The organism is Micromonospora sp. RTBAU3-60 (genome assembly GCF_054963695.1).
This window is the reverse complement of sequence record NZ_JBUEGB010000009.1, coordinates 1-26,353: the sequence shown is the minus strand read 5'-3', so window position 1 is coordinate 26,353 and position 26,353 is coordinate 1. Positions and strand designations below refer to the sequence as shown.

The 26,353-nt window shown below is 73.0% G+C and carries 25 protein-coding genes and 2 tRNA genes; 20 read left to right on the top strand and 7 right to left on the bottom strand.

Going from position 1 to position 26,353, the window contains the following annotated elements; translation table 11 throughout:
- Positions 1 to 30: 30 nt before the first annotated feature.
- The 9 genes from ACY34I_RS11380 (at position 31) to ACY34I_RS11340 (ending at position 7,173) form a co-directional block, all read left to right on the top strand.
- Positions 31 to 975: an acetaldehyde dehydrogenase (acetylating) gene (locus ACY34I_RS11380; RefSeq protein ID WP_462754656.1), complete on the top strand. Its 945-nt coding sequence runs from the start codon at positions 31 to 33 to the stop codon at positions 973 to 975.
- Positions 972 to 2,042, top strand: a complete 1,071-nt coding sequence (gene dmpG, locus ACY34I_RS11375; protein ID WP_462754655.1) for a 4-hydroxy-2-oxovalerate aldolase — start codon at positions 972 to 974, stop codon at positions 2,040 to 2,042. The genes ACY34I_RS11380 and dmpG overlap by 4 nt, the downstream gene beginning before the upstream one ends.
- Positions 2,039 to 2,812, top strand: coding sequence for a 2-keto-4-pentenoate hydratase (locus tag ACY34I_RS11370; RefSeq protein WP_462754653.1), 774 nt, complete (start codon positions 2,039 to 2,041; stop codon positions 2,810 to 2,812). Before dmpG ends, ACY34I_RS11370 begins: the two co-directional genes overlap by 4 nt.
- Positions 2,813 to 2,939: 127 nt before the next feature.
- Positions 2,940 to 3,368 (top strand): RidA family protein, encoded by a 429-nt coding sequence (locus tag ACY34I_RS11365; RefSeq protein WP_462754652.1) that lies wholly within the window; start codon positions 2,940 to 2,942, stop codon positions 3,366 to 3,368.
- A complete protein-coding gene (locus tag ACY34I_RS11360; RefSeq protein ID WP_148797113.1) occupies positions 3,365 to 3,889 on the top strand; it encodes a 3-hydroxyanthranilate 3,4-dioxygenase in 525 nt (174 codons plus the stop codon). The genes ACY34I_RS11365 and ACY34I_RS11360 overlap by 4 nt, the downstream gene beginning before the upstream one ends.
- Positions 3,889 to 4,899, top strand: a complete 1,011-nt coding sequence (locus ACY34I_RS11355; RefSeq protein WP_462754650.1) for an amidohydrolase family protein — start codon at positions 3,889 to 3,891, stop codon at positions 4,897 to 4,899. The genes ACY34I_RS11360 and ACY34I_RS11355 overlap by 1 nt, the downstream gene beginning before the upstream one ends.
- A 49-nt stretch (positions 4,900 to 4,948) precedes the next feature.
- On the top strand, positions 4,949 to 6,412 hold the full coding sequence (locus tag ACY34I_RS11350) for an amidase (RefSeq protein ID WP_462754648.1): 1,464 nt from the start codon (positions 4,949 to 4,951) through the stop codon (positions 6,410 to 6,412).
- Positions 6,413 to 6,467: 55 nt separating this feature from the next.
- A complete protein-coding gene (gene ctaJ, locus ACY34I_RS11345; protein WP_462754647.1) occupies positions 6,468 to 6,773 on the top strand; it encodes an aa3-type cytochrome oxidase subunit CtaJ in 306 nt (101 codons plus the stop codon).
- Positions 6,760 to 7,173 carry a DUF5130 family protein gene (locus ACY34I_RS11340; RefSeq protein WP_462754645.1) on the top strand — a complete coding sequence of 138 codons (414 nt, stop codon included), beginning with the start codon at positions 6,760 to 6,762 and terminating at the stop codon, positions 7,171 to 7,173. The genes ctaJ and ACY34I_RS11340 overlap by 14 nt, the downstream gene beginning before the upstream one ends.
- Before the next feature lie 155 nt (positions 7,174 to 7,328).
- Here the strand turns inward: ACY34I_RS11340 and pepN are convergent, their stop codons facing one another.
- Positions 7,329 to 9,878, bottom strand: coding sequence for an aminopeptidase N (gene pepN, locus ACY34I_RS11335; RefSeq protein WP_462754849.1), 2,550 nt, complete (start codon positions 9,876 to 9,878; stop codon positions 7,329 to 7,331).
- A 222-nt stretch (positions 9,879 to 10,100) separates the two neighbouring features.
- On the opposite strand from pepN, the gene ACY34I_RS11330 reads away from it, so the two are divergent.
- The 4 genes from ACY34I_RS11330 to ACY34I_RS11315 all read left to right on the top strand — a co-directional run bounded on the left by ACY34I_RS11330 (position 10,101) and on the right by ACY34I_RS11315 (position 13,148).
- A complete protein-coding gene (locus ACY34I_RS11330) occupies positions 10,101 to 10,724 on the top strand; it encodes a mycothiol-dependent nitroreductase Rv2466c family protein (protein ID WP_462754643.1) in 624 nt (207 codons plus the stop codon).
- 172 nt (positions 10,725 to 10,896) lie between these two features.
- Positions 10,897 to 11,283, top strand: coding sequence for a hypothetical protein (locus tag ACY34I_RS11325; RefSeq protein WP_462754641.1), 387 nt, complete (start codon positions 10,897 to 10,899; stop codon positions 11,281 to 11,283).
- Between the two features lie 122 nt (positions 11,284 to 11,405).
- Positions 11,406 to 12,605, top strand: a complete 1,200-nt coding sequence (locus ACY34I_RS11320; RefSeq protein ID WP_462754639.1) for a DUF1015 family protein — start codon at positions 11,406 to 11,408, stop codon at positions 12,603 to 12,605.
- Positions 12,606 to 12,677: 72 nt separating this feature from the next.
- Positions 12,678 to 13,148 (top strand): ribose-5-phosphate isomerase, encoded by a 471-nt coding sequence (locus tag ACY34I_RS11315; protein WP_462754637.1) that lies wholly within the window; start codon positions 12,678 to 12,680, stop codon positions 13,146 to 13,148.
- Between the two features lie 4 nt (positions 13,149 to 13,152).
- On the opposite strand, the gene ACY34I_RS11310 is transcribed toward ACY34I_RS11315, so the two are convergent.
- Together ACY34I_RS11310 and ACY34I_RS11305 are read right to left on the bottom strand one after the other, a co-directional pair.
- A complete protein-coding gene (locus ACY34I_RS11310) occupies positions 13,153 to 13,632 on the bottom strand; it encodes a hypothetical protein (RefSeq protein WP_462754635.1) in 480 nt (159 codons plus the stop codon).
- A gap of 125 nt (positions 13,633 to 13,757) precedes the next feature.
- Positions 13,758 to 14,978 (bottom strand): GNAT family N-acetyltransferase, encoded by a 1,221-nt coding sequence (locus tag ACY34I_RS11305; protein WP_462754633.1) that lies wholly within the window; start codon positions 14,976 to 14,978, stop codon positions 13,758 to 13,760.
- Between the two features lie 99 nt (positions 14,979 to 15,077).
- Here ACY34I_RS11305 and ACY34I_RS11300 point away from each other — a divergent pair, with 99 nt between their 5' ends.
- Positions 15,078 to 15,617, top strand: a complete 540-nt coding sequence (locus tag ACY34I_RS11300) for a hypothetical protein (RefSeq protein WP_462754631.1) — start codon at positions 15,078 to 15,080, stop codon at positions 15,615 to 15,617.
- 199 nt (positions 15,618 to 15,816) lie between these two features.
- On the opposite strand, the gene ACY34I_RS11295 is transcribed toward ACY34I_RS11300, so the two are convergent.
- The 3 genes from ACY34I_RS11295 to ACY34I_RS11285 all read right to left on the bottom strand — a co-directional run bounded on the left by ACY34I_RS11295 (position 15,817) and on the right by ACY34I_RS11285 (position 19,856).
- Positions 15,817 to 18,780, bottom strand: a complete 2,964-nt coding sequence (locus tag ACY34I_RS11295; protein WP_462754629.1) for an Hsp70 family protein — start codon at positions 18,778 to 18,780, stop codon at positions 15,817 to 15,819.
- Between the two features lie 263 nt (positions 18,781 to 19,043).
- On the bottom strand, positions 19,044 to 19,499 hold the full coding sequence (locus tag ACY34I_RS11290; RefSeq protein WP_462754627.1) for a DUF3592 domain-containing protein: 456 nt from the start codon (positions 19,497 to 19,499) through the stop codon (positions 19,044 to 19,046).
- Between the two features lie 283 nt (positions 19,500 to 19,782).
- A tRNA-Gly gene (locus ACY34I_RS11285) sits at positions 19,783 to 19,856 on the bottom strand.
- 328 nt (positions 19,857 to 20,184) lie between these two features.
- On the opposite strand from ACY34I_RS11285, the gene ACY34I_RS11280 reads away from it, so the two are divergent.
- The 6 genes from ACY34I_RS11280 (at position 20,185) to ACY34I_RS11255 (ending at position 25,636) form a co-directional block, all read left to right on the top strand.
- Positions 20,185 to 20,258 (top strand) — tRNA-Pro (locus ACY34I_RS11280).
- 144 nt (positions 20,259 to 20,402) lie between these two features.
- Entirely contained in the window at positions 20,403 to 21,749 is a 1,347-nt protein-coding gene (gene tig, locus ACY34I_RS11275) for a trigger factor (RefSeq protein WP_148797183.1), read from the top strand.
- A gap of 174 nt (positions 21,750 to 21,923) precedes the next feature.
- Entirely contained in the window at positions 21,924 to 22,565 is a 642-nt protein-coding gene (locus ACY34I_RS11270) for an ATP-dependent Clp protease proteolytic subunit (RefSeq protein WP_148797186.1), read from the top strand.
- Between the two features lie 14 nt (positions 22,566 to 22,579).
- The gene (locus tag ACY34I_RS11265; RefSeq protein WP_073836589.1) at positions 22,580 to 23,242 is read left to right on the top strand and encodes an ATP-dependent Clp protease proteolytic subunit; all 663 of its coding nucleotides are present in this window, start codon (positions 22,580 to 22,582) and stop codon (positions 23,240 to 23,242) included.
- Between the two features lie 210 nt (positions 23,243 to 23,452).
- Positions 23,453 to 24,748 (top strand): ATP-dependent Clp protease ATP-binding subunit ClpX, encoded by a 1,296-nt coding sequence (gene clpX / locus ACY34I_RS11260; protein WP_148797191.1) that lies wholly within the window; start codon positions 23,453 to 23,455, stop codon positions 24,746 to 24,748.
- Between the two features lie 90 nt (positions 24,749 to 24,838).
- Entirely contained in the window at positions 24,839 to 25,636 is a 798-nt protein-coding gene (locus ACY34I_RS11255) for a carbon-nitrogen hydrolase family protein (RefSeq protein ID WP_462754624.1), read from the top strand.
- A gap of 6 nt (positions 25,637 to 25,642) precedes the next feature.
- Here the strand turns inward: ACY34I_RS11255 and ACY34I_RS11250 are convergent, their stop codons facing one another.
- Positions 25,643 to 25,870, bottom strand: coding sequence for a hypothetical protein (locus ACY34I_RS11250; protein ID WP_462754623.1), 228 nt, complete (start codon positions 25,868 to 25,870; stop codon positions 25,643 to 25,645).
- Positions 25,871 to 26,353 lie beyond the last annotated feature (483 nt).

The following is a 26,353-nucleotide window of genomic DNA, read 5'->3' as shown; positions in this document are numbered from 1 at the left end:
TGGCGACCCGGAGCGAAGCGGAGTGCCGGCATGAGTGTGGGCGTGGCCGTGATCGGTTCCGGCAACATCGGCACCGACCTGATGATCAAGGTGCTGCGGCTGAGTGACAGCCTGCGCATGGTGGCCATGGCCGGCATCGATCCGGCCTCGGACGGCCTGGCCCGGGCCCGGCGGCTCGGCGTGGCGACCACCGCCGAGGGCGTGGACGGCCTGGTGGCGCTGCCCGAGTTCGCCGACGTCGAGCTGGTCTTCGACGCCACCTCGGCCGGCGCGCACCAGCGCAACGACGCGGTGCTGCGGGCGCACGGCCGCACCGTGGTCGACCTGACCCCGGCCGCCCTCGGCCCGTACGTGGTGCCCCCGGTCAACCTGGACGAGCACCTGCACGAAACCAACGTCAACATGGTCACCTGCGGTGGGCAGGCGACCGTGCCGATCGTCGCCGCCGTCGGCCGGGTCACCCCGGTCGCGTACGGGGAGATCGTCGCGTCGATCGCCTCGAAGTCGGCCGGGCCGGGCACCCGGGCCAACATCGACGAGTTCACCGAGACCACCGCCCGGGCCATCGAGGTGGTCGGCGGCGCCGAGCGCGGCAAGGCGATCATCGTGCTGAACCCGGCCGACCCGCCGCTGCTGATGCGGGACACCGTCTACTGCCTCTGCCCGGACGTCGACGCCGACCGGTCCGCCATCGCCGCCTCGGTGGCGGGCATGGTGGCCACCGTGCAGGAGTACGTCCCGGGCTACCGGCTCAAGCAGGACGTGCAGTTCGACCGGGTCGACACGTACGTGCCGTCGCTGGGGCGGCACCTGACCGGGCTCCAGGTCTCGGTCTTCCTGGAGGTCTCCGGCGCCGGGCACTACCTGCCCGCGTACGCCGGGAACCTGGACATCATGACCTCGGCGGCGCTGCGCACCGCGGAGCGGCTGGTGACCCTGCGGCGCTCGACCACGACGGAGGTGGCGGCGCGATGACCGACCTCTACATCCAGGACGTGACGCTGCGGGACGGCATGCACGCCATCGCGCACCGGTACACCGTGGACCAGGTGCGGACCATCGCCGCGGCGCTGGACGCGGCCGGGGTGGCCGCCATCGAGGTGGCCCACGGCGACGGCCTGGCCGGGTCCAGCGTCAACTACGGCCACGGCGCGGCCAGCGACGCCGGCTGGATCTCCGCCGCCGCCGAGGTGCTGACCGGCGCGAAGCTCACCACCCTGCTGCTGCCCGGGATCGGCACCATCGCCGACCTGAAGGCGGCCAAGGCGCTCGGGGTGACCAGCGTCCGGATCGCCACCCACTGCACCGAGGCGGACATCTCCGCGCAGCACATCTCCTGGGCCCGCGAGAACGGCATGGACGTCTCCGGGTTCCTGATGATGTCGCACATGAACGACCCGGCCGGGCTGGCCGCCCAGGCCAAGCTGATGGAGTCGTACGGGGCGCACTGCGTCTACGTGACCGACTCCGGCGGCCGGCTGCTGATGTCCGACGTGGCCGAGCGGATCGACGCGTACCGGCAGGTGCTCGAACCGGAGACGCAGATCGGCATCCACGCCCACCACAACCTGTCGCTCGGGGTGGCGAACAGCGTGGTCGCGGTGGAGCACGGCCGCATCCTCGGGGACGGGCCGCTCGGCTCCCCGTCCGGCCGTACCGTCCGGGTGGACGCGTCGCTGGCCGGGATGGGCGCGGGCGCGGGCAACGCCCCGCTGGAGGTCTTCGTGGCGGTCGCCGAGTTGCACGGCTGGAAGCACGGCTGCGACGTGTTCGCGCTGATGGACGCGGCCGACGACCTGGTCCGCCCGCTCCAGGACCGGCCGGTCCAGGTGGACCGGGAGACGCTCTCCCTGGGCTACGCGGGCGTCTACTCCAGCTTCCTCCGGCACGCCGAGCGCGCCTCCGCGAAGTACGGGGTGGACGTCCGCTCGATTCTGGTCGAGCTGGGCCGGCGCCGGATGGTCGGCGGCCAGGAGGACATGATCGTGGACGTGGCGCTCGACCTCGCCGGTCGGCGTGCGGAGCAGGGGGAGATGGCGTGATCGGTCCGGACATCGCAGGGATCGCCGAGAAGCTGGGCGCGGCCGCCGACACGGCCACCGCGATCCCGCAGCTCGCGGCCGAGGCCGGCCTCGACGTCGACGCCGCGTACGCGGTGCAGACCGCGCTGGTAGAGCGCCGTCTCGACCGGGGTGAGCGACTGGTCGGGCTGAAGATGGGGCTGACCAGCAAGGCGAAGATGGCCCAGGTCGGCGTGGACGAGGTGATCTGGGGCCGGCTCACCGACGCGATGCGGGTCCCCGACGGCGGCACGGTCGACGTGGGGGCCTTCATCCACCCCCGGGTGGAGCCCGAGGTGGCGTTCCTGCTGGACCGCCTGCCCAAGCCCGGCAAGCCGGTCGGCGCGTTCACCGACGCGGTGCGCGCGGTCGCCCCGGCGATCGAGCTGATCGACTCCCGGTACGCCAACTTCACCTTCTCCCTGCCGGACGTCGTCGCCGACAACACCTCGGCCGCCGCGTTCGTGGTCGGGCCCTGGTCGCCGGTGCCGGACGGGTTGGACAACCTCGGCGTGCTGCTGGAGATCGACGGCCGGGTGGCGCAGGTCGGCTCGACCGCGGCGATCCTCGGCGACCCGCGCCGGGCCTTGGACGAGGGGGTCCGGCTGGCCGGCCGGCACGGCGTCCGGCTGCGCGAGGGCTGGGTCTTCCTGGCCGGCGCCGCGACGGCCGCGGTGCCCCTGCGCCCGGGCGCCCACGTCCGTGCCGTGGTGGAGAAGCTCGGCACCGCCTCGCTGCGGGCTTCGTCATGATCGGCCTCGGGGGTTCCGGGCAGCCCACCCGGCTCCGGGCGGTCAGGCTTGATCCCTCCGCCGGGCGGGCTGCCCGGAACCCCGTTGCGCTCGTTGTCCGCGGGTCGATGCCGGGGGGTGGTCTGTCGTGAGCGGGGAGGCGCGGGTGGTGGCCGGGAAGGCGGTCCCTCGGGGTGCGTTCCCGCACGTCAAGGTGGCCGGGGGGTTCGTCTTCGTCTCCGGTACGTCGTCGCGGCGGCCGGACAACACCTTCGCGGGTGTGGCGGTGGACGAGTTCGGCACGACCAACCTGGACATCCGGGTGCAGACCCGGGCGGTGATCGAGAACATCCGGGACCTGCTGCGGTCGGTCGGCGCCGACCTGTCCGACCTGGTCCAGGTCACCAGCTACCTGGTCAACATGAATGACTTCGGTGGATACAACGAGGTGTGGGCGGAGTTCTTCGACGCCACCGGGCCGACCCGGACCACGGTGGCGGTGCACCAACTGCCGCATCCGCACCTGCTGATCGAGATGCAGGCCGTGGCCCTACTTCCGTCGGGAGGTCAGTCGTGAGTGAGATCGCCGAGCCGTTCAGCTTCCAAGGCTGGATCGGGGAGAACCAGCACCTGCTCAAGCCGCCGGTGGGCAACAAGGAGATGTTGCCGGGCAGCGATGACTTCATCGTCATGGTGGTGGGCGGCCCCAACCAGCGCACCGACTTCCACGTCGACCCGTACGAGGAGTTCTTCTACCAGGTCAAGGGCAACATGCACGTCAACCTGATGCTGCCGGAGGGCCCGCGTACGGTGCACATCCGCGAGGGTCAGATGTGGATGCTGCCGCGCAACACCCCGCACTCGCCGCAGCGGCCCGAGGCCGGCTCGATCGGCATGGTGATCGAGCGGGTCCGCGAGGAGGGCACACTGGAGAAGTTCCAGTGGTACTGCCCCGAGTGCAGTCACCAGGTGCACGAGGTGGAACTCCAGGTCCGCGACATCGCCGCCGACCTGCCCCCGGTCTTCCAGGCGTTCTACGCCGACGAGAAGGCCCGTACCTGCACCAACTGCGGCGCGCTGCACCCGGGCAAGGGCTGATGCCCGGACCTGTCGTGGACGTGCACACGCACGTCGTACCCAAGGGGTGGCCGGACCTCGCCGCGGCGTGCGGCGGGTCCGGCTGGCCCTGGCTGCGGGTGGACTCCGAGCGCGCTGCCATGATCATGGTCGGCGAGACGGAGTTCCGGCCGGTCGGCGCGGAGTGCTGGGACGCGGAGACCCGGCTGGCCGACATGGCCGCCGACGGCGTCGACGTGCAGGTGGTCTCGCCCACCCCGGTCTTCTTCAGCTATGACCGGCAGGCGGACCAGGCGGTCAAGGTGGCCCGGATCTTCAACGACCTCACCCTGGCGGTCACCGCCGCCGGGGGCGACCGGCTGGTGCCGTTCTGCCAGGTGCCGTTGCAGGATCCGGACCTGGCCTGTGCGGAGCTGGACCGCTGCCTGGCGGCCGGCCACGTGGGCGTGGAGATCGGCAACCACGTCGGCGACCGGGACCTCGACGACGCCGGCATCGTGCAGTTCCTGACCCACTGCGCGCAGGTGGGCGCCCCGGTCTTCGTGCACCCGTGGGACATGCCGGCAGGCCCGCGGCTGGACCGCTGGATGGCCCGCTGGCTCGCCGGGATGCCCGCCGAGACCCACCTGTCGGTGCTCGCGCTCATCCTCGGCGGGGTCTTCGACCGGGTGCCGGAGACGCTGCGGATCTGCTTCGCGCACGGCGGGGGCAGCTTCCCGTTCTGGCTGGGCCGCGCCGACAACGCCTGGCACCGCCGTGGCGACCTGGTACGCGGCGCCTCCACCGCCCCGCCCAGCTCCTACGTCGACCGGTTCTGCGTCGACTCGGTGGTCTTCGACCCGGCGGCGCTGCGGCTGCTGGTCGACACCATGGGAGAGGACCGGGTGCTGGTGGGCAGCGACTACCCGTACCCGCTGGGGGAGCGGCCGGTCGGTCAGGTGGTCCGGAAGGCGGACTTCCTCACCGCCGACCAGCGCGACAAGCTCCTTTCCCGCAATGCCCTGCGCTTCCTCGGCCTGGAGCGGGCATGACGCCCGTGTCGGAACAGCACCCGACGGTCGCAGCGGGCAGGATGGGGGCATGGCCGAGCCGCACGACCTGACCGCGCTGGAGCAGGCCGCCGCGGTCCGCCGGGGCGAGCTGTCCAGCGTGGAGCTGGTCGAGCACCACCTGCGCCGGGTCGAGGCGCTCGGCGACACGATCGGCGCGTTCGTCACCGTCACCCCCGAGCGGGCCCGGGAGGCGGCCCGGGCGGCCGACGCGGTGCCGGTGGACCGGCGCGGCCCGCTGCACGGCGTACCGACGGCCATCAAGGACCTCACGCTGACCGCCGGGGTGCGGACCACCTTCGGCTCGGCCGCCTTCGCCGACTTCGTGCCGCCGGTCGACGCCGACGTGGTCCGGTTCATGGCCGCCGCCGGGCTGGTCAGCCTGGGCAAGACCACCACCTCCGAGCTGGGCTGCTCGCTCTACTCGGAAGGGCTCGTGGCCCCGCCGGCGCGCAACCCGTGGCGCCTCGCGTACACCGCGGGCGGGTCCAGCGGCGGCGCGGCGGCCGCGGTGGCGGCCGGGCTGGTGCCGGTGGCGCAGGGGTCCGACGGCGGCGGCTCGCTACGCATCCCGGCGGCGCTCTGCGGCCTGGTCGGCTACAAGCCGAGCCGGGGGCTGGTCTCCGGCGGCCCGCTCGGCTTCGGCGGGTTCGGGCTGCCGGTGAACGGCCCGCTCGGCCGGACCGTCCCCGACGTGGCCGCGCTGCTCGACGTCCTGGCCCAACCGGTGCCCGGCGAGCCGTACCTGCCGCCCGCCGCGCCCGCCGGTGGCTACCTGCGGGTGGCCCGCGACGCGGCACCCGGACGACTGCGGATCGGCCGCTTCACCACCCCGATGCTCGCCGACGAGGCCGTCCACCCCGACTGCGTGGCCGCCGTCGACCGGGCCGCCGCGCTGCTCACCGCGGCCGGCCACGAGGTGGTCGAGGTCCCCGCGCCGCTCGGCCCGGCGGCGTGGCCGCTCTTCGAGACCCTCTGGTACGTCCTCGCGCTCTCCCCGGTGCCGCCCGAGCGGGAGAGCGACCTGCTGCCGCTGACCCGGTTCCTCCGCGCCCGGGGCGCGGCCGTCGGCGCCGGCCCGCTGCTGGCCGCGCTCGGCGAACTGCAGGCCCAGGTACGCCTCGGCGTCCGCCGTACCGCCGGCTGTGACCTGCTGCTCTGCCCGACCCTGGCCGCGCCGCAGGCGCCGGTGGGCGCGTTCGCCGCCCTCGACCCCGCCGAGGATTTCGACCGCCAGCGCCGCTTTTCGCCGTACTGCGCCATCTTCAACGTGACCGGCGACCCGTCCGTTTCGCTGCCGCTCGGCCGGACCGGCGACGGGCTGCCGGTCGGGGTGCTCCTCACCGGCCGGTACGGCGAGGACGCCACGCTGCTCGCCACTGCCGCGCAACTGGAGCACGGCTGTGGCGGATGGGATCAGCACCCCGCAATCTGGCGGGCGGTCGGCTCCGCTAACGTGAACAGCACAAGCGGGGTCGGGGACCCTTCATCATGATCGTCACCCGACCCGGAAAATTCCTGGTCTCTCTTTCCGCCTGGGGGCGTTGGGATTGTCTGTTACCGACACGTTGCTGGTCTTCGCTGGCATCCCGGCGGTCGCGGTGCTGGTGATCGCCGGGCTCGCATACGCCGGCGCCCGCCGCGGCGGCGGTGGCGGCGCCAAGCGCTACCGGCCGGGCCGGCCCTTCGACTTCACTCCGGTCTGGTTCCTGGGCCGTCCGGAGCAGCTGGCCGACTCGGCCGGCACCGTGCTGGCCGCCGGGGCGCAGGCGCCGGCGCTGACCAGCCGCAAGCAGGAACTGGCCGGCCGGGAGGCGCCGGCCGCGGGCACCGGAGGCGCAAGTGACCGTTGGTGAGATGCAGACCGAGCCTGAAACGGGCGTCCCGCCCCAGGTGCTGGACGGGCCCTTCTCGACCCGTCAGCTGCTCCGCATCGACGAGGCGCTCCGCCTGGCCGACCAGGGCACCGGGCTGGTCTTCTCGGTCTACGTCGGCGGCCTCGACGAGCCGATCCGGGAGCACGCCGAGCGGCTGCACCGGCAGCTCGCCGAGCCGGACCGGTCCGTGCTGATCGCCGTGTCGCCCAACCAGCGGCAGCTGGAGATCGTCACCGGCCGGTACGCCCGCAAGCGCATCCCGGACACGTACGCCAAGCTCGCCGCGCTCTCCATGGTGGCGTCCTTCGGCGGCGGTGACCTGGCCGGCGGCATCATCCAGGGCCTCGACCAGCTCGCCAGCCACGCCGGCAAGGGCTGATCCCCTCCGTACGACGAAGCCCGCCCCGCGAGTTCGCGGGGCGGGCTTCGTCGTAGTCGACTTCGGCGATGTGGCGGTGTCCCGCACCCATCGATCCAGCGGCAGCGCCGACGTGGCGAGGAGCGGCCCGGACCGAGCCCGGGCCGCTCCGCCCGTCAGGCGCTGCGCGCGTCCCGGGCGCGGGCCTTCAGCGCGCGGAGCACCCCGTCGCGGCCCTCGGCGACCAGCCGGCGCAGCGGGGCCGGGTGCTCCTCGCCCGCCAGCCACGCGTCGGTCGCCGCGACCGTGTCGTCCGCCACCAGGTATGCCGGGTAGGCCAGCTGGGCGAACTCCTGGGCCGGCTCGCTGTCCCGGCTGCCCCAGACCTGGTCCACCGCGGCGAAGTACTTCTGCCGGTACGGCGCCACCAGGTCGACCTGCGTCGGGTGCGTGAAGCCCTGCAGCAGCGCCCGGTTGCGCCAGTTCGGCAGCGCCTCCGGGCCGGTGAGCGCCGCCCACACCGCCGCCTTGTTCTCCGCGGTCGGCACCAGGGCGTGGGCGTACGCGGCCTCCCGCTCGCCGCTGGCGGTGCGGTCCCGGGCCAGCTCGTCGTCCACCTCGGCGGCCCCGGCCGCGCCGTTGGCCACCAGCGACTGCAGCACCGCCCAGCGCAGCTCGGTGTCCACCGACAGCCCGGCCGGCACCTCGACGCCGTCCAGCCAGCCGCGCAGCGCCGCCAGGTCCTCTGGCGAGCGGGCCGCGGCGGTGTACGCCCGGGCCCAGGCGAGCTGGAAGCCGCTGCCCGGCTCGGCCGCGAGCAGCGCGGCCCGGGCGGTGCGGGCCAGGTCGGCCCAGCCGGTCGGCGCCCAGGCCGGGTCGGCGTAGAAGGTGAGCGTGGTGGTCGCCTGGCGCAGCGTGGCGGTGACCAGGTTGATGTCGGTCTCGGCGGGCAGGCCGGCCAGCACGAGCGCGACGTAGTCCCGGGCGGCCAGCTCGGCGTCCCGGACCATGTCCCAGGCGGCCGTCCAGCACAGCGCCCGGGCCAGCGACGACTCGAAGCCGCCGAGGTGCTGCACCACGGTCGCCATGGACCGCTCGTCCAGCCGCAGCTTGGCGTAGGTGAGGTCGTCGTCGTTGAGCAGCAGCACGTCGGCGGCGCGCGTGCCGCGCAGCGCGAACAGCTCCCTCGCCTCGCCGGTCACGTCCGCCTCGATCCGCTCCCGGCGGACCAGTCGCCCGTCGGTCAGGTCGTAGAGGCCCACCCCGATCCGGTGGGTGCGCAGCGTCGGGTATCCCGCCGGCGCCTCCTGGCGGACCAGCACCCGCTCGTAGCTGCCGTCGGCGCCGATGGTGACCTCCGGGCGCAGCGTGTTGACCTGCGCGGTCTCCAGCCACTGGGCGGCGAACTTGCGCAGCTCCCGGCCGGAGGCCGCCTCCAGCTCGGCGAGCAGGTCGTCGAAGGTGGCGTTGCCCCAGGCGTGCTTGCCGAAGTAGGCCCGCAGGCCGGCCAGGAACGGCCCCTCGCCGACGTACGCGACGAGCTGCTTGAGCACGCTGGCGCCCTTGGCGTACGTGATGCCGTCGAAGTTGACCTCGACCGCCTCCAGGTCCGGCATGTCGCAGTAGACCGGGTGGGTGGAGGAGAGCTGGTCCTGCCGGTAGCCCCAGTTCTTGCGGATCGACAGGAAGGTCGTCCACGCGTCGTGGAACCGGGTGGCGTTGGTGTTGCACCAGTGGCTGGCCCACTCGGCGAACGACTCGTTCAGCCACAGGTCGTTCCACCAGCGCATGGTGACCAGGTCGCCGAACCACATGTGGGCCAGTTCGTGCAGGATCGTGTTGGCGCGCTGCTCGTACTCGAAGTCGGTGACCTGCGAGCGGAAGATGTAGTGCGACTCGGCGTGCGTGACGCAGCCGAAGTTCTCCATCGCGCCGGCGTTGAAGTCCGGCACCCAGAGCTGGTCGTACTTGGGCAGCGGGTAGCGCACCCCGAACTTCTCGTGGAAGAAGTCGAAGCCCTGCTTGGTGATCAGGAACAGGTCGTCCGGGTCCAGGTACTGCGCCATCGAGGCCCGGCAGTAGACGCCCAGGTCGATGCCGTCGTGGCTGTCCCGCACCTCGTGGTACGGCCCGGCGCAGAGCGCGGTGATGTAGGTGCTCATTCGCGCCGACTCGGCGAAGTGGACGGTCTTGAGCGCCTCCCCGGCCGGCTCCTCCCGCGCCACCGGCATGTTGGACACCACCCGCCAGTGGTCCGGCACCGTGGCGTGCCAGGTGTAGACGCTCTTCAGGTCGGGCTGGTCGAAGCAGGCGTACACCCGCTGCGCGTCCGCCGTCTCGAACTGGCTGTAGAGGTAGGTCTCGCCGTCGACCGGGTCGACCGTGCGGTGCAGGCCCTGGCCACTGTTCGAGTACGCGAAGTCCGCGTCCACCACGAGGACGTTCTCCGCCGCCAGGCCGGGCAGGGTCAGCCCCTTCTCCGCCGACCAGCCGGAGATGTCCACCGGCTCGCCGTTGAGCGTGGCGGACCGGACCGTGTCGGCGGCCACCTCGATGAAGCTGCTCGCTCCCGGCTCGGTGCAGCGGAACCGGACCTCGGTCACCGAGCGGAACGTGCGGCCGGTGGCGGCCTGCACGGCGGTGGACAGGTCAAGGCTGATGTCGTACCCGGTCACGTCGAGCAGGCGGGCCCGCTCGGTGGCCTCGACCTGGGTCAGGTTGCGCACTCCCGGCACTGTTCGTCTCCATCCCACTCTTCTCGCCGCGCCCGCGGCGCCGGCCTGCCCGGCCCGCTCGTGGCGGCCGGTCCGCACCGAGTCTTCCATGTAATGACACCCTCGGTGGTCGAGGTCACGCTCTCATTCCGGTACCGGTCGATGCCGCCCGGGGTGAGGATCGGAGGGAAGGCGCCGGAGGTCCGGCGCGCGGAGTCGTGAAGGGATATCACCGTGACCGAACGTGTCGCAGTGGACATGTGGTTCGACCCGATGTGCCCGTGGGCGTGGATCACCTCGCGCTGGCTGCTGGAGGTCGAGAAGGTCCGGGAGGTGCAGATCCGCTTCCACGTGATGAGCCTCTCCGTGCTTAACGAGGGGCGCGAGCTGCCCGAGCAGTACCAGGACCTGATGGAGAAGGGCTGGGGCCCGGTGCGGGTCTGCATCGCGGTGGAGCAGGCGCACGGCGGGGAGGCGCTGGCGAAGCTCTACACCGCGATGGGCAACCGGATCCACCTTGGCAAGGAGGAACTCGGCCGGGACATGCTGGTCGGCGCGCTGACCGACGTCGGGCTGGACCCGGCGCTCGCCGACGCCGCCGAGACGAGCGCGTACGACGAGGCGCTGCGGGCCAGTCACGAGGCGGGCATGCGGCCGGTCGGCACCGAGGTCGGCACCCCGGTGATCCACGCCCCGGGCCCGGACGGCGGCCAGGTCGCCTTCTTCGGCCCGGTGATCACCCCGGCCCCGAAGGGCGAGGCGGCCGGCCGGCTCTGGGACGGCGTGCTGCTGGTCGCCGGCACCCCCGGCTTCTACGAGCTCAAGCGGACGCGGGAGCTGGGCCCCATCTTCGACTGAGCGGCAAGGAAGGGTGCCCGGTTGGCGCTTTCGATAGCGCAGGGGCCCCTTGTTGACACCTTCGCGACCCCGCGGCGCCGGCGTCACCCCGGCGGCGCGGGGTTCGTTTCACCAGGTGTCCCAGCCGGCGGCCCGTGGGGGCCGCACCCCGGCAGCTCCTGGAGGCGTTCCCATGGCTAAGCACCGCCGCCTGCCCGACGACGCGCCGGTGACGGCGACCGCGGACTCCGGTGCGACGTACTGGTCCGTGGCCGAGGGCGACTGGCCGGCCGTCGAGCCGACCCTGCCACCCGAGATGGCCGACCTGCTGGCCCCGCCGATCGTGGTCGGCGTCGCCCGGGTGGTGGCGACCTCCCGGATGACCCCGCCCGCCGACGCGGACTTCCCGCCCCGGACCACCGGCGGGATCCGGTCCGGCGCCGCCGCCGGCCGCCCGGTGCCGGGAGCGACGACGGTACGCCTCGCCGCGGCCGCCGCGTCCCGGCCGACCACCCCGGCTCCCGGCCGCCGTCCGGCCCCCGGCCGGCACCGCAACGCCGGCGCCGATCGCACCGCCTGACGGCGGTCAGGGAGGGCCCCCTGCGCTACCGAATGCCTTGACCAGGGGCCCCTCCTTTCATCTGGTGGAAGCGGCGAGGGTCCGGCGCGGCGGGGCGGGTGGCGCGGGTAGCGTCAGCGGGCATGACGGTCGTGCATCCGATCGCCCGGGCCTGGATCACCACTGGCGGCACCGGCGCGCAGAACTACGACGAGTTCGCCGACGACGCGGAGATCACCGCCATCGTCGAGGCGAATCCGCACAGTGCCCTCGGCATCGAGATGCCCCACCGGGCGCCCGGCAGCGTCGGAAAGTCCTTCCTCGACGCGCTCCCCGACGCGGTGGCCCGCCTCGCCGAGGCCAAGGCGGACGGCAGCTACACCCCGGCCGAGCAGGTCGTGGTGCTCTACCGGATCAGCGCGCCCGGCGAGGAGCCCGCGTACGGGCTGTTCGCCATGGTCGACACCGACCAGATCTCCACCCGGGCCGACGAGCCCGGCCTGGTGATCCGCAACGAGGACGTCTTCATCGCCAAGGTGCGGGAGCGGGTCGCCCTGGCCGAGGCGCTGGGCCACCTGCTCTCGCCCGTACTCCTGCTGCAGACCGGGCGGGGCGATGAGCTGCACGCCGCGCTCGCGGCGGCGACCGAGGCGGCCGGCGCGCCCGCTGCGACCGACGTCGACCAGGCCGGGCGGACGCACGCCATCTGGCTGCTGGGCCCCGGCCCGGAGCAGGACGAGCTGACCGCCCTCGCCGGCGGCGGGGAGCTGGTGGTCGCCGACGGCAACCACCGCAGCCTGGCCGCCCAGACCGGCGGCCTGTCCCGCTTCCTCTCGGTGATCACCACGCCCGCCTCGGTCGCCATCCAGCCCTACAACCGGCTGGTCAGCGAGCTGACCAGCCGCCCGGAGGAGCTGCTCGACCGGCTGCGCGCCGCCGGCGCCGAGATCAGCCCGATCGACGGCCCGATCGAGGTCCCGGCGGCCGGCGGTGACGTCCACCTCTACCTCGCCGGCCGGGGGTACGCGGTCACCCTGCCGCAGGTCGACGGCGGCCGGCTGGAGAACCTGGATCACGCGCTGGTCGAGCGGCTGCTGCTGCGCGACGCGCTCGGCCTCGACCCGGGCGACAAGCGGATCACCTACGTGGGCGGCGACTACCCGGCGGGCTGGCTCACCGGCGAGGTGGACGCCGGCCGGGCCGAGCTGGCCATCCTGATCGCCCCGGTGACCGTGGACGACTTCGTCGCGGTGAACCTGGCCCGGGAGAAGATGCCGCGCAAGAGCACCTGGTTCACCCCGAAGGCGCGCGCCGGCCTGGTCCTGGCCGAGCTGCCGCACTGATCCTGTGACGAATCCGCCTCCGTGCCGCCGCCCGCGCGACGGCGCGGAGGCCGGCCTGACAGACTGCGCGGTATGCGCGTCTACCTGGGATCCGATCACGCCGGTTTCGAGCTGAAGGGGCACCTGGCCAACCACCTGGCCAAGCAGGGGTACGAGGTGGTCGACGTGGGCCCGCACGGCTACGACCCGGACGACGACTACCCCGCCTTCTGCCTGCACACCGGCGACCGGGTGGCGGGCGACCCGGGCAGCCTCGGGGTGGTCATCGGCGGCTCCGGCAACGGCGAGCAGATCGCGGCCAACAAGATCGCCGGGGTCCGGGCCGCCCTCGCCTGGAACATCGACACCGCCCAGCTGGCGCGGGAGCACAACGACGCCAACATCATCGCCGTCGGCGCCCGCCAGCACACCCTGGACGAGGCGACCGCCCTGGTGGAGGCGTTCCTGACCACCCCGTTCTCGGGCAACCCGCGGCACGCCCGCCGGATTGCCCAGATGGCCGCGTACGAGCAGACCCGCGAGCTGCCCGAACTGCCCGCCTGACGGGCTACCGGTTCGGGCGGGGGAGCTCCTCACGGGGCACCCAGTTGCGCCGGACGAGCACGACGCGGGCCTCGGCCTCGGCCAGGTCCGCGTCGGTCGGCCGGGCGGCGTCCCGCGCCCGCAGCGCGGCGGTCACGCTCACCTGCGAGGAGCCGGAGCCGACCAGGCCGCGCAACCCCCGCTCGCCCTCCTCCGCGGCAGGGCCGCCGCGGCGCCCCCGGGGCTCCGACAACTCCAGCTCGGCGCGTCTCACGCCGCGCCGCGACCTGGAGCCGTCGTCCGACAACTCCGGCTCGGCGCGTGTGATGCCGCGCCGCGACCTGGCGCTGTCGTCGTGCACCGCCGCCGTGCTCGCGGTCGGCCCGTCGGCGAAGGTGTCGGCGGGCTCATGCCGGCCGGTCCGTCCGGCGGCAGCTTCGCCGTCCGGCATCCCGGCCTCGCCGTGGTGCCGCAGTCGGCGGCGCCGTCGCTCCGCATCACCCATCCCCCGACCGTACGCCCCCACCACTGATCGCGCCCGCCCGACCAGAGCCGGCGATCATGGAGTTGACGGTGGCGAACCGGGGCGAATCGCCCCGTCAACCTCATGATCGGCGTGGTGGCGGCGGGTCAGAAGACCTCCATCGGGGCCGGGGCGCGGTGCCAGCCGAAGGCCGGGGCCACCTCGGCCACCGTGCCCGGCAGCAGTTCACGGACCCGGCCGGCGGCGGCGAGCGCGCCCAGGCCGGACCCGCCCAGGTAGACCTCGCCGAGGGCGCGCACGTCGCAGGCGAGCCGGGCGGGCGCGTCGGTCGCCTCGCACCGGGCTCCGGACGGACCGCCGACCAGCCGCCACCGGCCGGCGTTCGCCGGCAGCAGGTCATCGGCAACCTCGAACACCACGTCCACGTCGGCGGCGTACCGGCGGGCGGCCAGCGCGGCCGGGACGTCCACGACGCGTACCCAGAGGGCGTCGGAGAGGTGGGCGCCGAGTTGCCGCGGCTCGTTCACCAGCCACAGCAGCGGCTCGTCCACGGCGGCCCGGTCGAAGGACAGCCGCCGGGTCAGGTCGATCGACAACAGCAGCCGCCACAGCGCTTCGTACGCCGCCGGGTTCCCGGCCACCACCTCGTCGACCCGGACCTCGCCGCGCGGGCCGGTCCGGTCCCACTCCTCCTTCGTCCGGTACAGCGCGTACCCGTCCAGACCGTCGCGCCCCTCGTGCAGCAGCACCCGGCGCTCGGTGGCGCCGCCCCGCAGGCTCGGCACGTCGGCGAGCACGTACGCCCACCAGCGTTCGTCCCGCCGTGACCAGCCGGGGCGCTCGGCACGTACCCGCTCGTACAGCCGGGCCAGCTCGGCCTGGTGCGCGGCCGGCCGATCCAGGCGGAGCGTGCCCCCGGCGGACGCCGGTTCCGGCAGCCGCAGCTCGCTCGTGTCGCAGGTCAGCGTGTACCGCTGGGCGGCCAGGCCGTAGCCGAAGCGGGGGTAGATGCGACCCTCGCTGGCCCAGAGCACCGCGACCGGCTCGCGGCCGGCGTCGCGGATCTCGGTGAGCTGCCGGCGCATCAGGCCGGTGAGCAGGCCCCGGCGACGGTGGGTCGGGGCGACCGAGACCATCGTCACGTGCGCCGCCGGCACGGTCGCGCCCGGCACGGTCAGCTCGCGGCTGAACGCTCCGGCGTGCGCCACGGCGGTGCCGCCGTCGCGGACCAGCAGGGCGCGTTCGGGCTCGAAGATGGGCCGTTCGATCTCGCGCAGCTCCGGGTCGGAGCCGCCGTGGAAGGCGAGGGCCAGCAGTCCGGCGATGTCGTCGAAGTCCTCGGCCCGGGGCACCGTTACGTCGATCATCGGATGTGTGTAACCCATCCCCTTCGGGGTCGGCGACCGATTTGCCGGCTCGCTACCCTCGGAACCGTGGCCGGCGTCGGTCGAGGGGGAGGACACGAGATGGCGGACCAGACACAGCCGTGGGCCGAGCGCACCGTGGAGGTGCCGCCGCAGCCCGGTGTCGGGGTGGTGCCACCGCAGCGGGACGCGTTCCGGCGTGGGGTGGCCGCGGTGGGGCAGCCGCGTACGCCGCGGACCGAGCAGTTCTCCACCGTCGACCCGACGACGGACTGGTCCGGTGGCTCCGCCCCGCGCCGCCCGATGGCCTGGCACCTGGCCCAGCTGCGCCGGGGCGGCGAGTGGAGCGCGGCCGGTGTCCTGTTCGCCTTCGTCTGCTGGGGCATCTGGGCGATCTCCGGCCGTGGCGACCTCGGCGCACCGCTGCTCACCTTCGTGCTCAGCCTGCTCACGGCCGCCGGCCTCTTCGCGCTCGCCCGCCTGCTCGGCCGGCTCGTCTGGGAGCGGCAACTGGGCCGGGTACGCCGCAGCGCGCGCGGCGCCCACCTGGTGACGGCGCTCTTCCTGGCCGGTGTGGGGGTCGCCTACCTGCAGCAGACCGAGTGGGTGGTGGCCGCCTGGAACTGGGTCACCGGCAACTGATCCGCCGTGGCGGCGGGCGGGTCGGCGTTGCGCCGCCCGCCCGCGCGCCCGGTCGCGGGATGCCGCGACGCCGGTCGTCACTCCACCAGGACGAGGTCGCCTTACCCGGCTTTGCCCGGTTCATCCGTCGCCCGGTGGGCTGAGCCGCCCCTGCCGGGGCAGACCTGCGGCCGCCATTTCGGCGGGCCGGGTGGGTGGGTCAGCCGGCGAAGCGGTACAGCACGAAGTCCTTCTCGGCGCCGCAGGCGAGCACCTCGGCGTTCCACGAGCAGGACTCGCTGCGCACGTCCTTGAGCAGCCCCATCTCGTCCGGCGCGTCGCTCACCGACATGCCGGCCACGCTGCGGTCGTCCGCCGCGCTGCTCGGCGACTCCGCGAAGAGCAGCAGGTTCCCGCCGTCGATCCGCCCGGCCACCCCGTCCCGGTCGCGCAGCACCGCCGTGCCCTCCGGGTCGAAGAGGGTGAACGCGGCCTGCGGGGAGTCGCGCCAGGCGAGCAGGTGCTCGCCCAGCGGGACCAGCCCGTCCGCCGCCGGGGCCGACCAGTGGCGGGCGGCCTTCCCCTCGGTGACCGCCACCACCTCCGTCCCGTCGGCTCCGGAGTCCGGCACCTCCAACAGGCAGGCCCGCTGCTCGCCGCAGGTGACCAGCGCCTTCGCCCGGCGCCGCTCGTCCGGGGCGGTGTATAGCACCGCCGGCCCGCCGAGCTTGCCCAGGTCGTAGGCGAGCAGCCGGTAGCCGTGGCTGTCCTCGGTGACGTACAGCCGGTCGTCCCGCGCCGCCACCAGGTCGTCGACGTCGGCGACGTTGCCCCGGCTGCGCAGGATCTCCCCGCTGTCCATGTCGATCACCCGCACCGACCGGTCCGCCCCCACCTGGACGAGCCGGTTCGCGCCCCCGAGCCACGGCGCCCGCGGCGAGCCGTCGAGGTACGCGGGCCCGCCGAGCGCCTCGCCCGTGCCGACCGGCACCACCGCGGTGCGGGCGTCGCCGTACTCGTTGCGCGGGTTGGCCTGGTCCCACTTCTGCTGGCCGTTGTCGAGCCGCAGCCCGACCAGCCGGCCGCCGGTCCGGTCGAGCCAGACCGCCGTGTCCTCGGTGAAATACAGGGCGTCGTCGCCATGGATGCTCAACTGCCAGCTCTGCTTGCCCGTGCCGGCGTCGAGCACCACCAGCTCGCGGGGCGTGCCGGCACCGGCGGCGTCGGTGAGCACGGCGATCGCGCCGGGCAGCGCCTGGACCGTCGCCCACCGGTCCGCGGCCACCGGGGTCGGCTCGCTCCACCGCTTGTCGCCGGTGGCCGCGTCGACCGCCACCACCTGCAGCCGGTCGTCATCCCGCGGGTACGCCAGGTAGGCCCGGTCGGCCAGCACCGAGGTGAACATGTCGCTCGGTCGCTCGCTGCCCGCCCCGTACCGGTCGATCACCTCCAGGTCCCGGAACTCCAGCGCCGGGTAGGGGTCCCGGAACGCCCACAGCACCGTCGCGGCCACCACGCCGACCACCACGAGGCCGGCGCCGAGCGCGATCCACAGATTTCGTCGGCCCCGCCCCGGCCGGGCCGCGCCGAATCCCGGCGCGGGCGAGACCGGCGGCGCACCGAAGGGCACGTCCGGCCGCCCCGGGCCGCCCGGAGCGAAACCGCCCTGATCCGGCACGGTCGGCGGTTGCCCGGCGCCGACGTGCCCCGACGGGGTCGGGGTGCCCGCGTACCCGGGCAGGGTCCTCGCGTCGGCGACCAGGGTGGCGTGCGGCGCGGGGACCGGCACCGTGGCCGCCGGCAGCGTGTCCCCGGACGCCGCCCCGGCCGGCAGCGTGCCGTGCGGTCCGGCGGCCGGTGGCGCGCTCTGGGGCACCGTGTCGTGCGTTCCGGCGGGTACGGGGACGGTGGGGGCCGCTGACGCGCTCTCGGGTCGGGCGCCGTGCGGGCCGCCGGATGCGGGCCCGGCCGGCGCCGGTGGCGTGCGCCCGGGCGGCGTGCCGTGCGGTCCGGCGGGCACCGCCGGCGCCCCGGCTGCGGCCCGGCGGGGCAGCGGCAGGTCCGTCAGCGCCCCCTCGGCGACCGGCAGCTCGGGCTGTTCCAGGACGGTCGGGGCGACCCCCAGGTCCGCATGGAGCATCCGGGCCACCAGCGGCACCCGGGACGACCCGCCGACCAGGAAGAGGCCGGCGAGCTGCCCGGGTACGAGCCCCGCGGCGGCGATCACGTCGCGGGTCTCGGCCACCGCCCGGGCCAGCAGGGGAGCGGCGAGCAGTTCCAGATCCTCCCGGGTCAGCCGGGCGGCCGCCTCCACCCCCGGTACGGCCACCGGCGCGACCATGGCCCGGGAGAGCATCTCCTTCGCCCCGCGTACGTTGTCCCAGAGCTGCTGAAGGTCGCGCCGCTCCGCGGTGCTCCTCGAGTCGGTCAGGCGCGCCCACGCGGCCGGGTGCACCGGGCCGACCAGGTCGCCCAGCCGGCCCACCAGGGCGGCGTCCAGGTCCAGGCCGCCGAGGTCGGCGACGCCACCGCTGGCGACCAGCGCGAATCCCGAGTCGCCCCACGGGTCGGCGCCCTCGTTCCGCAGCACCGCCACGTCGAGGGTGCCGCCGCCGAAGTCGAACACCGCGACGGAGCCCCCGACCGGGACCGGCCGGCGCAGCACCTGGGTGTAGTAGCGGGCGGCGGCCACCGGCTCGCGCAGCAGCCGGGTGCCGGGCGTGATCGGCCCGGCCAGGGTGTGCTCGGCGGCCGGAGGCCAGCCGGCCAGCGCGAGCGCGTCGTGCAGCACCTGTCGGCGGGGCGCCGCCCAGGCCGCCGGGTGGGTGACCACCGCGGGCGGGAGGAAGCCCACCGTGGCCACCGCCGCGTCTGCCACCGCCCGCAGCGTCGCCGCCAGCAGCTCGGCCGGCCGGTACGCCCGCCCGCCCAGTTCGACGGTCTCCTCGTCCACCCGGCGCTTGGGGTTCGGCTCGTACCCGGCCGGGTCAGCCTGCGCCAGCCGTTGCGCGTCCCGCCCCACGTGGAGGTGCCCGTCGGGGTCGACGTAGACGCCGGAGGGGAGGATCGGGTGTCCGTCCACGAGCAACGGGCGGGTCCGCCCGTCCGGCCAGCGCAACACCGCCACCGTGTTCGAGGTGCCGAGGTCGACGCCGAGGGCGTACCCGTCCTGCTGGCCTGACATCCGTGGCTACCTCCACCCGACGCGGGGATGTCCGGCCCCGCATCGTACGCAGGCCCCGCCGCCGGGTGATCTCCGGCGCGAGGTACGGATTCGCTGCGATCCCCCGGGTCCCGTGCGGCGGCGGTGGCCCGCCCCCCTTCCCGCAACTCGATTGCGAGGTGGCGCGGCGGTGCGATGGGCGCACAACGCGGCCTGGGCGGCGTGGTTCGCGTCCCGGGGGATCAGCCGTACCAGGGCCGGGGTGGCAGTCCCCTCCCGCCCACCTACTCGCGCCGGGGCCCCCTTCTGAGCAGCGCGAGCGAGATCATGATCACGACGATGCCGAGACCTTCCAGGAGGGTCGGCACCTGCAGGAGCAGGTCCTCCGTCGCGTACCCGTCCGGCGTGGCAGCCCGGGTCGGATCCGTCCGGTCGACGCGTACCGCGAGTACGTCCCCGACGTGGAACTCACTCTCGTCGAGTTCGCTGGAGAACCGCTCCCGGTGCCGCACGCCATCGAACGTGTAGTCCACGGTCAACCTCGTGGCGGCGAACGAACGGCTGATCTTGAACCGTTCGACGTGGACCACCCGGCCGGTCGTCCCGCCGCCGACGCGTACCCGCTCGTCGATCGCCGCGGTCAGCCGAGCGTCGAGCAGGATCCCGCCGCCGATCAGAAGGGTGCCCAGGACAACCGCCAGGACCAACCTCTGCTCTCGTCGGCCGAACGGGCTCGCCATTCCCGGTCCTCCCCGCGTCTCGGTTCGTATCGGTCAGCCGGTGGGTGCGTTGTAGAGCGTCCCGACGCCGCATGGGCCACGCCACCATGCGGGCGGTGCTGATCTACAGCACGCCACCAGCGAGCGTGACCGCGAGATCGCCTCCGCGATGGATCGTCGCATCGCCGGGGAGAGCCGTCGCCGCCGGTGAATTGGCACGCGGATGGCACGCAAGATCGAACGTGGGGGAGAGGTGGGCCGGCCCAGGTGCCGCGATCATGCGGTCCACCTGGGCCTTCGTGGGTGGAGCGGGCGACGGGAATCGAACCCGCACCGTCAGTTTGGAAGACTGAAGCTCTGCCATTGAGCTACGCCCGCAGGCACCCCGCTGCCGCGGGGCGCGCCCGACAGCCTACCGAATCCCCGAACCGGACGCGTAGCCCCGTACCGCGCGCCGCCGGTCGCTCGGCGTCCAAGATCCGCACCACTTCCGCGAAAGAGGCCCCTCGCCGCTCCGGGAGACCACTCTTTCGCCGAAACTGCTGCATCCCGCGAACCCGGGCGTGCGCCCGCGCCGCCCGGCGGGCGCCTCGCGTCGCCCTCGCATGCCACGCCGGTGCGGGCCTCGCGCCGCCCAGGTGCGCGCGCCTCGCGCGGCCCCGGTGCGGGTCCAGGGGGCGCGGACGGCATACACTTCTCGTCGCCACGGGGTGTGGCGCAGCTTGGTAGCGCACTCGCTTTGGGAGCGAGGGGCCGTGGGTTCAAATCCCGCCACCCCGACTGTCCGTTCGCGGCCGGCCGCCCGGGAACCGCCGATTTTTCCGCGCGGTACCCGGGCGCTGCCGATGCAGCAGGCCGGCTCGCCTACACTCGATGCGCGTAATCACGCCCAGACTCAACTGAGATCCGTCAAGGAGTACGCCTGTGAAGAGCACCGTCGAGACTCTGAGCCCGACGCGCGTGCGGCTCGCCATCGAGGTGCCGTTCGTCGAGCTCGAGCCGAGCCTCAAGAAGGCGTACCGGGAGATCGGGCAGCAGGTCCAGGTTCCCGGCTTCCGCCGGGGCAAGGTTCCCCCCGCCGTGATCGACCAGCGGGTCGGCCGGGGCACCGTCCTCAACGAGGCGGTGCAGGAGGCGATCCCGCAGAACATCCTCGCCGCGGTCCGCGAGCACGAGCTGAAGACCCTCGGTCGCCCGGAGGTCGAGATCACCGAGTTCGCCGACGGTGACTCGCTCAACTTCACCGCCGAGGTCGACGTCCGCCCGGAGATCACCCTGCCGGACCCGGCGTCGATCGAGGTGACCGTGGACGAGATCCAGGTCGCCGACAGCGAGATCGACGAGCAGGTCAACGGCCTGCGCGAGCGGTTCGCCACGCTGAAGACCGTCGAGCGGGCCGCCCAGGAGGGCGACTACGTCCAGATCGACCTGAACGCCACGGTCGACGGCGAGGAGGTGCCGGGCGGCTCGGCGAGCAACATCTCGCACGAGGTCGGCAGCAAGCAGCTCCTGCCGGGCCTGGACGAGGCCCTGGTCGGCCTGGCCGCCGGCGAGAGCACCACCTTCTCCACCCAGCTGGTGGGCGGCGACTACGCCGGCCGGGACGCCGACGTGGCGGTGACCGTCCGCACGGTCAAGGAGAAGGAGCTGCCGGAGCTCAACGACGACTTCGCCCAGCTGGCCAGCGAGTTCGACACCATGGAGGAGCTGCGCAACGACCTCCGCGAGCGGGTCACCCGCGGCAAGCAGGTCGAGCAGATCTACGCCGCTCGGGACAAGGCCCTCGAGCAGATGGTCGCCGCCGCCGAGGTGCCGGCGCCGGAGGGTGTCGTCCGCGAGGAGGTCGAGAGCCGCAAGGCCGCGATGGTCGACCAGCTGGAGCGCATCGGCGCCTCCCTCGAGGAATACCTCGCCGCCGAGGAGAAGACCGAGGAGCAGATCGACGCCGAGCTCACCGAGGCGGCGACCGACGGCGTCAAGATCCAGCTCCTGCTGGACACCCTGGCCGACGCCGAGGACGTGCAGGTCTCCGACGACGAGTTCGGCCACGAGATCGTCCACCGCGCCCAGCGCGCCGGCATGGCTCCCCAGCAGTACTACGACCAGCTGGTCCGCTCCGGCGCCGCGCCGGCCGTCTTCGGCGACGTCCGCCGGGGCAAGGCGCTCGCCGCGGTGATGGAGAAGGTCAAGATCAAGGACTCGGCGGGCAACGAGGTCACCCTGGACGCGCTCCGGGCCCAGAACGAGGCCGAGCACAACCACGAACACTGATCGCCGGGTGTCGGCCGCCGTCCGTAGCTGCACGCTGGACGGCGGCCGAAACCCTTTTCGGGGTACGCCCTCCAGGGCAGCTGCGCTGAGAGCGAACAGTGCCCCGACCGGGAGTACGGCCCCCGGCCGACCGGTTAGTGTCGGGTACGACGGTACGGAGAGCGAAGGGCTGCCATGACCGACATGCACATCCCAGCGAAGCCGCTCCGGGCGCTCGAGGCCCGCGGTGGCGACTCAATTGGCAACCTCGACGACTCGGTCTACAACCGGTTGCTCAAGGAGCGGATCATCTTCCTGGGCAGCGAGGTGACCGATCAGGTCGCCAACCGCATCTGCGCGCAGCTGCTGCTGCTCGCCGCGGAGGACCCGGACCGCGACATCAACCTCTGGATCAACTCGCCGGGTGGCTCGGTCTACTCCGGCATGGCCATCTACGACACCATGCAGTTCATCGACAACGACGTGTCGACCGTGGCGATGGGCATGGCCGCCTCGATGGGCCAGCTGCTGCTCTGCGCGGGCACCAAGGGCAAGCGCTACGCCCTGCCGCACGCGCGGATCATGATGCACCAGCCGTCCGGTGGCATGGGCGGCACGGCCGCGGACATCGCGATCCAGGCCGAGCAGATGCTCTACACGAAGCGGATGTTCCAGGAGCGGGTCGCGTTCCACACCGGCCGGAGCGCGGCGGAGATCGAGGCGGACTCGGACCGCGACCGCTGGTTCACGGCCCAGGAGGCCATGGACTACGGCTTCATCGACAAGGTGATCACCGGAGCCGCCCAGGTTCCGGAAGGCGCCGGGACCCTGAGCTGACCGAGGAGCTGACGATGACCGACCTGAGCCTGCCGCCCCAGTTCGCGGCCGTGCACAACCGCTACGTTCTGCCGTCGTTCGTCGAGCGCACGTCGTACGGGATGAAGGAGTCCAACCCGTACAACAAGCTCTTCGAGGACCGGATCATCTTCCTCGGCGTGCAGGTGGACGACGCCTCGGCCAACGACGTGATGGCCCAGCTGCTGACGCTCGAGGGCACCGACCCGGACCGCGACATCATCATGTACATCAACTCGCCCGGCGGCTCCTTCACCGCCATGACGGCGATCTACGACACCATGCAGTACGTCCGCCCGGACATCCAGACCGTCTGCCTCGGCCAAGCGGCCAGCGCGGCGGCCGTGCTGCTCTCCGCGGGCACCCCGGGCAAGCGGATGGCGCTGCCCAACTCCAGGATCATCATCCACCAGCCGGCCACCGAGGGCGGCTACGGTCAGGGCTCGGACATCGAGATCCAGGCCCGGGAGATCCTGCGGATGCGGACTCAGCTGGAGACGATGCTCTCCCAGCACTGCAACCGCCCGGTCGACCAGGTCCGCAAGGACATCGACCGTGACAAGATCATGACGGCCGAGGAGGCCAAGGAGTACGGGCTGGTCGACACCATCCTGACCAGCCGCAAGAAGGGTCTGCTGGCGGCGCACGCCGCGAGCTGAGCTGTGCCGAATCGGAGGTCGGCCGGGGCATCGGTCCCGGCCGACCTCTGACACACCCGTTTTGGGGGTCGGAGAAACCTCCGCCAGCGGGTAACGTCGGGTCTGTACCGCTTCGCTGGTGCGGATCGGCGGATGGGACGACAGACGGACGGGCGGCAGGCCCGCAGGTCAGGGCCGGCGCTCCGGCCGACGAGTGCAGGGAGAACGTAGGTGGCACGGATCGGTGACGGCGGCGACCTACTGAAGTGCTCCTTCTGCGGCAAATCGCAGAAGCAGGTCAAGAAGCTCATCGCGGGTCCGGGCGTCTACATCTGCGACGAGTGCATCGATCTCTGCAACGAGATCATCGAGGAGGAGCTGGCCGAATCCGGCGAGGTGAAGTGGGAAGAGCTTCCCAAGCCGATGGAGATCTGCCAGTTCCTCGACAACTACGTCGTCGGTCAGGAGCAGGCCAAGAAGGCGCTCGCCGTCGCGGTCTACAACCACTACAAGCGGATCCAGGCCGAGGCGGCCGGCGCACCGGGCTCCGGCAACGACGGCGTCGAGCTGGCCAAGTCCAACATCCTGCTGCTCGGTCCCACCGGCTGCGGCAAGACCCACCTGGCGCAGACCCTGGCCCGGATGCTCAACGTCCCGTTCGCGATCGCCGACGCCACCGCCCTCACCGAGGCGGGCTACGTCGGCGAGGACGTGGAGAACATCCTCCTCAAGCTGATCCAGGCGGCCGACTACGACATCAAGCGCGCCGAGACCGGGATCATCTACATCGACGAGGTCGACAAGATCGCCCGTAAGTCGGAGAACCCGTCGATCACCCGGGACGTCTCCGGCGAGGGCGTGCAGCAGGCGTTGCTGAAGATGCTCGAGGGCACGGTGGCCAACGTGCCGCCGCAGGGCGGGCGGAAACACCCGCACCAGGAGTTCATCCAGATCGACACCACCAACGTGCTGTTCATCTGCGGTGGCGCCTTCGCCGGCCTCGACCAGATCATCGAGGCCCGCACCGGCTCCGGTGGCACCGGCTTCGGTGCCCGGCTCCGGTCGGTCTCGGAGCGGTCGACCGACGACATCTTCAGCCAGGTCATGCCGGAGGACATGCTCAAGTTCGGGCTGATCCCCGAGTTCATCGGCCGGCTCCCGGTGATCACCAGCGTGCGCAGCCTCGACCGGTCGGCGCTGGTCCGGATCCTCACCGAGCCGCGCAACGCGCTGGTCCGGCAATACCAGCGCCTCTTCGAGCTGGACGGCGTCGAGCTGGAGTTCGAGCAGCCGGCGCTGGAGGCGATCGCCGACCAGGCCATGCTCCGCGGCACCGGGGCCCGCGGCCTCCGCGCGATCATGGAAGAGGTCCTGCTCTCCGTGATGTACGAGGTGCCGAGCAACCCCGACGCCGCCCGGGTGCTGATCACCCGCGAGGTGGTGCTGGAGAACGTGAACCCGACCATCGTGCCCCGCGAGTTCACCGGTCGCCGGGCCCGTCGGGATCGCGAGGAGAAGTCCGCCTGACCCTCGTCGCGCTGCCCGGGCCCCCGGTGCGGATGGCGGCGGGCAACTGAGCCCTGTCGCCGGCCGCGCGTCGCCCGTACGCTGAGCCCCATGCGCGTCGCCGTCTGCCAGCTCAACGCCCGCGACGACCGTGCGGCGAACCTCGCCGCCGCCGAGGCCCTGCTGGTCAGGGCTGCGGCGGCCGGCGCCGATCTCGCCGTCCTCCCCGAGTACGTCGACTATCTCGGCGTGGCCGACCGGATGCCGCCGGCCGAGAAGGTCGACGGCGTGGTGGGGGAGTTCTTCGCGGGGGTCGCCCGCCGGCTGGGCATGTGGGTGATCGCCGGCTCGTTCCACGAGGCCGGGCCGGACCCGGAGCACACCTGGAACACCTCACTGGTCTTCGACCGCACCGGCGCGCTCGCCGCCAGCTACCGCAAGATCCATCTGTACGACGTGGAGATCCCGGGCCGGGTCTCGTACCTGGAGTCCGCGACGGTCGCGCCCGGCGACCAGCCGGTGGTGGTCGACGTCGAAGGCCTGCGCGTGGGCCTATCGATCTGCTACGACCTGCGCTTCCCCGAGCTCTACCGGCAACTGGCCACGGACGGCGGCGCCGAGCTCCTGGTCGTGCCCGCCGCGTTCATGATGCACACCGGCCGGGACCACTGGGAGGTCCTGCTGCGGGCGCGGGCGATCGAGAACCAGTGCTTCGTCGCCGCCGCCGGCCAGACCGGTGACCACGATCCGGGCCGGACCTGCTTCGGCCGCAGCATGGTGGTGGACCCGTGGGGGACCGTGCTGAGCCAGGTGCCGGACGGCCCGGGCCTCGCCGTCACCGACCTGGACCTCGACCGGCTGCGGACCATCCGCGCTGAGGTGCCCAGCCTCGCCAACCGCCGGCTCTGACCCCGGTCAGCTCTCGAGCAGCACACCCATCACGGTGAACCCGGCGATCGCCGCGGCGGTGATGAGCAGCGCCGTGGTCATCCGGGAGCGACCGCGTCGGGCGAGTCGCCCCACCGACACCAGGACGACGAAGACCACGAAGGCGGCGATGACGAGCTGCCAGAACGGCAGCAGGAGGCCGAGCAGGGTGTCTGCGGCGAGCGTCGCCACCGGGAACCGGGACACGTCATCCATGCCAGACACTCTGGCACGCCGGAGCCGTCGATGGTCCTTCTCGACGCCGCCGGTCCGCCGTCGGGTTTCCCGGCACCCGGCAAATCGAAGTGACGATCATTGATTTGCCTTCTCGGAGCCGTACGCGTAACTTTCTCTCTGCACGCGGGAGGCCGGACAAACCGGCCGACAACGGGCGCCAGGCTCGTGGCGGAGACGCCGAGCGAGACTGGGGATCCGGGCGGTGCGAGGCACTCCGAGAAACACGGGGTTGCGATCGCGAAGCCGACCGGGTAGAGTGCGAAGGCCGGCAGGGAGCCGGGCGGGTGGCCGCGAAAGCGGTGCCGGCCGGTCCGCCGGAACCCACGACAGCAACGACCGCCGGATACGGCGTGCGTCGGCGTGGATCGGACCGAACCAAGTTGATCACCTCGGATACGAGGTTGACTGCGCGGAACGGCCCGGGTAGAGTGGAGAGGTTGCCCCAGACAGGGTCCTGCGTGT